The 6838-nt window shown below is 45.7% G+C and carries 7 protein-coding genes and 10 tRNA genes; 16 read left to right on the top strand and 1 reads right to left on the bottom strand.

Annotated features, from left to right (window positions below; all coding sequences use genetic code 11):
• Positions 1-17 precede the first annotated feature (17 nt).
• From ACFVS2_RS10225 to ACFVS2_RS10180, 10 genes are all read left to right on the top strand, one after another.
• Positions 18-94: transfer RNA gene (locus ACFVS2_RS10225), tRNA-Asp, on the top strand.
• A 100-nt stretch (positions 95-194) separates the two neighbouring features.
• Positions 195-270: transfer RNA gene (locus ACFVS2_RS10220), tRNA-Thr, on the top strand.
• A gap of 7 nt (positions 271-277) precedes the next feature.
• Positions 278-362: transfer RNA gene (locus ACFVS2_RS10215), tRNA-Tyr, on the top strand.
• A gap of 8 nt (positions 363-370) precedes the next feature.
• Positions 371-446: transfer RNA gene (locus ACFVS2_RS10210), tRNA-Lys, on the top strand.
• Between the two features lie 65 nt (positions 447-511).
• Positions 512-597, top strand: a tRNA-Leu gene (locus ACFVS2_RS10205).
• Positions 598-616: 19 nt separating this feature from the next.
• Positions 617-692 (top strand) — tRNA-Gly (locus ACFVS2_RS10200).
• A gap of 6 nt (positions 693-698) precedes the next feature.
• Positions 699-772 (top strand) — tRNA-Arg (locus ACFVS2_RS10195).
• Positions 773-806: 34 nt separating this feature from the next.
• Positions 807-883, top strand: a tRNA-Pro gene (locus tag ACFVS2_RS10190).
• A gap of 25 nt (positions 884-908) precedes the next feature.
• Positions 909-996: transfer RNA gene (locus ACFVS2_RS10185), tRNA-Leu, on the top strand.
• Between the two features lie 14 nt (positions 997-1010).
• Positions 1011-1084, top strand: a tRNA-Gly gene (locus ACFVS2_RS10180).
• Positions 1085-1375: 291 nt separating this feature from the next.
• On the opposite strand, the gene ACFVS2_RS10175 is transcribed toward ACFVS2_RS10180, so the two are convergent.
• Positions 1376-2542 carry a sensor histidine kinase gene (locus ACFVS2_RS10175; RefSeq protein WP_173617016.1) on the bottom strand — a complete coding sequence of 389 codons (1167 nt, stop codon included), beginning with the start codon at positions 2540-2542 and terminating at the stop codon, positions 1376-1378.
• Between the two features lie 213 nt (positions 2543-2755).
• Between ACFVS2_RS10175 and ACFVS2_RS10170 the strand changes: the two genes are divergently transcribed.
• From ACFVS2_RS10170 to ACFVS2_RS10145, 6 genes are all read left to right on the top strand, one after another.
• Complete coding sequence (locus ACFVS2_RS10170) at positions 2756-3406, top strand: TerC family protein (protein ID WP_390233457.1); 651 nt, start codon at positions 2756-2758, stop codon at positions 3404-3406.
• Between the two features lie 120 nt (positions 3407-3526).
• The gene (locus ACFVS2_RS10165) at positions 3527-4111 is read left to right on the top strand and encodes a YkoP family protein (RefSeq protein WP_173617018.1); all 585 of its coding nucleotides are present in this window, start codon (positions 3527-3529) and stop codon (positions 4109-4111) included.
• Positions 4111-5241, top strand: a complete 1131-nt coding sequence (locus ACFVS2_RS10160; RefSeq protein ID WP_390233453.1) for an MGDG synthase family glycosyltransferase — start codon at positions 4111-4113, stop codon at positions 5239-5241. The genes ACFVS2_RS10165 and ACFVS2_RS10160 overlap by 1 nt, the downstream gene beginning before the upstream one ends.
• Positions 5242-5320: 79 nt before the next feature.
• Complete coding sequence (locus tag ACFVS2_RS10155) at positions 5321-5524, top strand: alpha/beta-type small acid-soluble spore protein (RefSeq protein WP_007717155.1); 204 nt, start codon at positions 5321-5323, stop codon at positions 5522-5524.
• 149 nt (positions 5525-5673) lie between these two features.
• Entirely contained in the window at positions 5674-5880 is a 207-nt protein-coding gene (locus tag ACFVS2_RS10150) for a DUF1657 domain-containing protein (RefSeq protein WP_007717150.1), read from the top strand.
• A gap of 84 nt (positions 5881-5964) precedes the next feature.
• Positions 5965-6825: a DUF421 domain-containing protein gene (locus ACFVS2_RS10145; protein WP_390233449.1), complete on the top strand. Its 861-nt coding sequence runs from the start codon at positions 5965-5967 to the stop codon at positions 6823-6825.
• The last annotated feature ends 13 nt before the right edge of the window (positions 6826-6838 follow it).

Genomic DNA, 6838 nt, shown 5'->3' with positions numbered 1-6838 from the left:
CTCCCGCAACCAAATATGGAGCTGTGGTGAAGTTGGAGTTCACGCCGGTCTGTCACACCGGAGGTCGCGGGTTCGAGTCCCGTCAGCTCCGCCATCTTTCTTAACGAGATGGCATAGTTCATAAACGTGAAAAAGGTTTAACGGAATAAAAAAACCTTGATTTTTCATGAAAGATATGCCATAATTAAAGATATGCCGGTATAGCTCAATTGGTAGAGCACCTGACTTGTAATCAGGGGGTTGTGGGTTCAAGTCCTATTGCCGGCACCATGAAAATGGGGAGATAGTGAAGTGGCTAAACACGGCAGACTGTAAATCTGCTCCCTCCGGGTTCGGCGGTTCGAATCCGTCTCTCCCCACCATTTTTCATGAGCCATTAGCTCAGTTGGTAGAGCATCTGACTTTTAATCAGAGGGTCGAAGGTTCGAGTCCTTCATGGCTCACCAGTTTTTACAAACCCGAAAAGTGAAAGTCAGCTTATTAACAGATCTGGCTACTTGGATGGGAATATGCGGTCGTGGCGGAATGGCAGACGCGCTGGCTTCAGGTGCCAGTGGTGGCAACACCGTGGAGGTTCAAGTCCTCTCGACCGCACCAATCAACTTCTTCTTACAATGCGGACGTAGCTCAATTGGTAGAGCGTCGCCTTGCCAAGGCGAAGGTCGAGGGTTCGAGACCCTTCGTCCGCTCCATAACATGTGCCCTTAGCTCAGCTGGATAGAGCGTTTGACTACGAATCAAAAGGTCGGGAGTTCGAATCTCTCAGGGCACGCTTCTTTACTACAAAAGTGAAGAAGATATAATGTCGGGAAGTAGCTCAGCTTGGTAGAGTACTTGGCTTGGGACCAAGGGGTCGCAGGTTCGAATCCTGTCTTCCCGACCATGATTTGCCCACGTTTTACAGGTTTGCCGGGGTGGCGGAATGGGCAGACGCAACAGACTTAAAATCTGTCGGGAGTTTCTCCCGTACCGGTTCAAGTCCGGTCCTCGGCACCAGCATCTATTTTGATGCGGGTGTAGTTCAATGGTAGAACTCCAGCCTTCCAAGCTGGTCGCGTGGGTTCGATTCCCATCACCCGCTCCATACATAAAGCAGAGAGCCAATTGGTTCTCTGTTTTTTTATGTCTAGGAAAGCAGGACTATTTTTACTTGAGGCAAAAGTATGAAGGCTTATCCAATAGTTGAATAGATAAGCCTTTGTTCAATACAGGTATAAATTTTTGTCGAAAGCTGTCTGACGTTTTCTATGGTAGCAACATATGTTTTCGTGTACAGTAAAACTAAGGTCGCTTACCGATGAAATTGGTAACGGATCTCTTGCCTTGCCTCCTGCCTTGTCAGGGGGCTTTTTTGCGTGATACAAAAGAGAGCGACCTAGAGAGCTTCCAATCGTGGACCAACTTCCTGGGCATTCGCAATCGGCAGAGAAACGATAAAGCGTGTGCGTTTTTCATTGGAATCACAATGGATCGTGCCTTGATGCTTTTCGATAATATTTTTGCAGATGGACAAGCCGATACCTGTCCCATTTTGTTTAGTCGTAAAGAATGGTTGGAAAAGATTTTCCACGATCTCGGGTGGAATCCTTTCTCCATTGTTTTCCACACTCAAATAGAGCCATCCATCTGAAGAAGTGGAAATGACATGAATATACTTGTCTGTGCGATTTTGTACGGCGTCAATGGCATTGTTTAATAGATTGACGACAACTTGCTTCAAGCCTTCTTCATAACATGCGAGTGAGCAGGGGTGGATTTGTTTTTCAAAACGTATGTTTTCTCCCACGAGGCGAGGCGTAATCAGCATCTCTACTTCTTCAAGCAGTTCTTCTACTTGAACGGTTTTAAAGATTTCATCGAGAATTGGTTTTTTTGAAAAGCTGAGGAATCCGGTCAGTTGCCGATGTAAATTCTCAAATTCATGCATGACGACTTGGATATACGTCTGAAGCTGGGCCTGTTCCTGTGTAGACTCGCCGATCAGCTTCAGGAACCCTTCAATGGCGCACAACGGATTGCGCAGCTCATGAGCCATATTGGCGGCTATTTTACCGAGCATGGTCAGTTTGTCGTTATGCAAATAGGAGATCGTTTCTTCCTTCTGGACCAGCTCTTTATTAATCATTTGTTCAAAATGATAAACAGCCCAGAACACACTTTCATCCATGGCCTTGCCCAGTTGGCTTTCCAAATAGTGCATTTCTTGTGAGGAGAGGGACCATCTCTGTAATTCCGGTTGGAGAACCCGCCAGAATACATTCCGGTACAATTGATACGTGCGCAAAATGGAGGAGAAGGGGAATTCCTGAGAACGAAGCCACTCTCCCATATCTAATGCCCAAGTCTGCATGTCATGATCTACATCCTCAACCAGATAGCGAGCCAAGAGCACTGTTCGTTTTTCTGCAAAATCGCGAGGAATGGTTACAGGAATTTCCATGCTGCGAACAATTTCTTGCAGCCATATTGTAGTGATACTTGGTGTTAAGTCTAAAATCTTCCTTGAAACGTCATAAAGGTTTAGCGTCACGGTCTCCACCATCTCTTATCCACCCCACTAAAATCGTAAGGGAAAATGCCTAATTTAGACAAGGTATAATTAGCCTGATTTCGCAATAAAATGTATTTTTTTCGGAAGTTTTTATCTACAAAATCCGCTGAAAACCGCCTTTTTTCGGAAAAATATTCAATCATGAGTCCGATTCCAGTCGCATAAAGTAGAATGGACGAACTTTATTGGACCAGGGAGGCAGGGATGGGCGAGTATTTTTGGCTGGGTCTTGTACACATCTTTATGATCGATCTGGTATTAAGCAGCGACAATGCTGTGGTCATAGGTATGGCCTGCCGCGGACTCCCAAGAAATGAGAGAAAACGGGCGATTTTATATGGGACATTGGGTGCAATCCTCTTGCGAATTGTGCTAACGGGAATGACTACCTGGATGTTGGATATTCCTCTCGTGAAGGCAATCGGGGGATTATTATTGCTATGGATAGCATGTAAGCTGATGCTGGGTGAGAATGAAGAGCTCGCAAACGTATCGCATAATCAGACAATTGGTCAGGCAGTCAGGACTATCATAGTAGCAGATTTTGTCATGAGTTTGGACAATGTTTTGGCAGTTGGTGGAGCAGCACATGGCGATTTATGGTTAGTTTTGCTGGGGTTAGCGATGAGCATTCCACTATTAATGTGGGGAAGTGTGTGGATTGCCCGCATGATGAATCGTTTTCCCAGTATGGTCATCATTGGCGGCGGAATTCTTACCTTTACAGCAGTTGATATGTGTCTTCAGGATCCGTATGTCTGGAAGTGGGTGAATCCTTTGCTTCTCAATCATATGTGGTTGCCCGTATTTGCTGCCGTAGTAGTTATGTTTTGGGGGCGGATGAAAAGGACGTGAAAAGGTGATGAGGATTGTACATTGTTGGGCATACTACAACAAAGGTCATGGCCGTTTTGCGGAGTGTAAGTGGTCACATCCAGCTTAATGAAAACATAGCGGGAAAGGAACTATTTCGAAATGAATACAAGCCTCTTGATGCTATGGGGATACTGGGATGAAATCTACCAGCGTTGCACCAGACTTACCTATATTGAGAAAGGGAACAATATATTTCGGGTTGTTGTTTTACGCTATCGGGGAGAGCCACTTGTTACTACCGATAACTGCATCATTCATGACGGGGATTTGATCTTAAAGCTACATATACACAATTATTACTTTGCTACATTGTGCAAAGGAGTGAAGGATGAACTGCGCGTGGCACTTCTTTTGCGAAGACATATCCTCCAATCACTGCCGAAGCTAGCCACGTTCCTGGATTCGATGGAAGATAAGGATCAAATAAAAGGGATAGTGGGAACGACCATGCTACATAAAGGGGTAACACCTTTGGGCTTCTCTATTTCTGATGTGCCCATGACCTGGTTTTTTCGATACAAGCGATGGTACTTGCGTCTCATGCTCAGAATCGTGCATCCCAATGGAAAGCGACGATTGCAATCATGGAATCATGAAAGGCCCCTAAAGCGTGTTTATATGTCCAAGGAATTTTTACTCAATCGATATGCTGAGGGCAAGCAGCCTCTAGGAGAGTCCTACTAATGCCAAAGCGGTTTCTGTTAGTGACAGAGGAATGGGCAGGGAGTGGTCATCGGATGGCTGCCGAAGCTCTGCAAGAAGTTTTACTGGAAAGTGAGGGTGCACGATCGGCGCGAGTGGTGGGAGGGCTAAAAACCGCCAGTCCAGGCCTACGTGTGCTCTCTCATTTTTTTTATCGCAATATGCTGCGCTACGGTCAACCCGTGTGGCAACGCATCTATGAACAGGATGAAATGCTGAGTAGTGCATTGAGCAAAGCACTGGGATGGTGGCTATCCGCAAAATTAACCAATCAACTGTTGCAAGAAGAGAAGCCAGATGTCGTCATTGCTACGCATGCATACTGCTTGTCCGCATTGGCAGAAGCGAAGAAAAGGGTGTCCAAGCCTTTCCAGCTCGTTTGTGTGCCCACGGACTTCCATATTAATCGGTTCTGGGTTCATCCAGAAATTGATGCATACATGGTGGCACATGAGCAAATTGCACAAATTCTATTCGAACGCTATGGAATTGCCCCTGAAAAAATCCATGTTTATGGCATTCCAGTTCGGCCTGCTTTTACGACAGCGTTGCATACCGACAAAGCGGCTTGGAAAAAACAGCTTGGACTTGTGCCAGATCGATTCACCGTGTTGATTGGTGGGGGAGAAGGTGGTTATGGTGGAGTGGAGCAGGTCGTACGAGAGTTGCTGTTGGAAGAGCAACCATTGCAGATCGTAGTCGTGACTGGGAAGAATACAAGCCTGTACAGACGACTGACGGGCCTGTTAGGTACGGAGATCACTGACCATCGTTTTATACTGAAAGGGTTTGAGCCGCAAATGTGGCAGTGGATTGGAGCAGCTGACGCCTATATAACGAAGCCAGGTGGCATTTCGTGTGCGGAGTCACTTGCTCTTAAGACACCGCTCATTTTATTTCACCCATTGCCCGGACAAGAAAAGCATAATTGCTCCTTTTTACTCGAGCAACAAGCGGCGATTTTGGCTGAAACGCCAGTAGAAATCAAAGAAATCATCAGGTCATGGCGTCAGCCTGAAAAAAGGGATGCTTTTGTTGGAGGTTTAGACAAGCTGGGGCGACCAGAAGCAGCTCATCGAATAGCCCATGCCCTGCTCCAATTAACAGACTAAAATTGGAAGAAAAAAAGAACGAATGAACAAGCAAAACTTCACACATATTAAACTTACAAACGACGAGGAGGTGATATAAATGGCGAACAACAACAGATCCAGTAACAATCTGGTGGTTCCTCAAGCAAACCAAGCTCTGGACCAACTGAAATACGAAATCGCATCCGAATTCGGTGTTCAGCTTGGACCAGACACCACTTCCCGTCAAAACGGTTCAGTTGGAGGAGAGATTACAAAACGTCTTGTCTCCTTTGCTGAGCAACAACTGGCTGGACGTGGCTAATCTCATAAGCTGGATGAAGGGAGGCACCTATGGTGTCTCTCTTTTTATTTCTCTAATGAAAGGTAATTATTTACAGATGAAAATAGGGAAGACCACCGCATAAATAATGGGTGGAGGCGGATTCTATATGTGTTAGGAGGTGAGTGGATATGACAGTAGGAGCACAAGTAAAACAAACGCTTGCCAGCTTGAAAGGCGCACAAGCAGATTTTGAAACGTTTGCTCTGAGCACGCAAAACAAGAAAGCTAAGCAACTGTATTCGCAAGCAGCAGAGCAAACGCAATCCATTGTAGATAACCTCCAGCAGCGTGTAACGGAGCTGGAAAAGGAAGAACCACAGTTTAAGGGATTCTAGTGGAAGTGTTGGGAAAGGGAGAGGGACTTCCTCTCTCTTGGTTTTACTATCTATAACAATCACCTCAGGTGATGGAGGTGGCTTATGCCTGATTGGTTATCAATCCTGTTGCGCTCAATAGGCGCTGTTGCTTACTTATTTCTTTTGACAAAGATCATTGGGAAAAGGCAAATCAAGCAACTTACATACATCGAATATATCGTCGGCATCAGCATCGGTTCGATTGCGGCTTTTATGGCAACCGAAATGGATGGGCCGGTCTACCATAGTTTGATCGCCATGGGGGTATTTGCGCTTTTCCCTTATTTAATGGAGTGGCTTTCACTCAAGAGCAAGTTTCTCCGCGACTTATTTGAAGGAAAATCGACGGTTCTGATCAAGGAAGGCAAAATTTTGGAAGACAATCTGAAAAAAGAACGATTGACCGCGGAAGACTTGATGGAGCACTTACGAGTCAAAAACGTGTTCCGAGTAGCCGATGTAGAGTTTGCGTTAATGGAAACAAGCGGGGAAGTCAGTGTCCTATTAAAATCAGAGAGTCAGCCGGTAACACCCAAACATCTAGAATTGACAGTGGCACCTTCGGAAGAGAATCAATTAGTCATTATGGATGGGGTGATCATGGACGAGCCCCTGGCAACAGCAGGTCTGAATCGCAGATGGGTTCGCACGGAGCTGCAAAAAGCGGGAGTCGCTTTGGAAAATGTATTCCTCGGCCAAGTAGACAAAGGTGGAGAGCTCTATCTCGACCTGTATGACGATAAGCTGATGGTTCCTGGTGCCCAAGCGATGAAGCTGGCTTTTGCTACATTGAAAAAATGTCAGGCCGATCTGGAGCTATATGCACTCAGTACAAAAAATGAACAAATGAAGCGTACCTACCAAACCGATTCGGAACAGCTACAACAGATTATCGATCAAGTAAAACCGTTCATGATACGGTAAAAAGGAGTAAGTG

It is taken from the genome of Brevibacillus sp. NPDC058079 (genome assembly GCF_042885155.1).
Taxonomy (GTDB): domain Bacteria; phylum Bacillota; class Bacilli; order Brevibacillales; family Brevibacillaceae; genus Brevibacillus.
The sequence above is the reverse complement of the archived record's forward strand: the minus strand, read 5'-3'. Positions and strand labels throughout refer to the sequence as shown.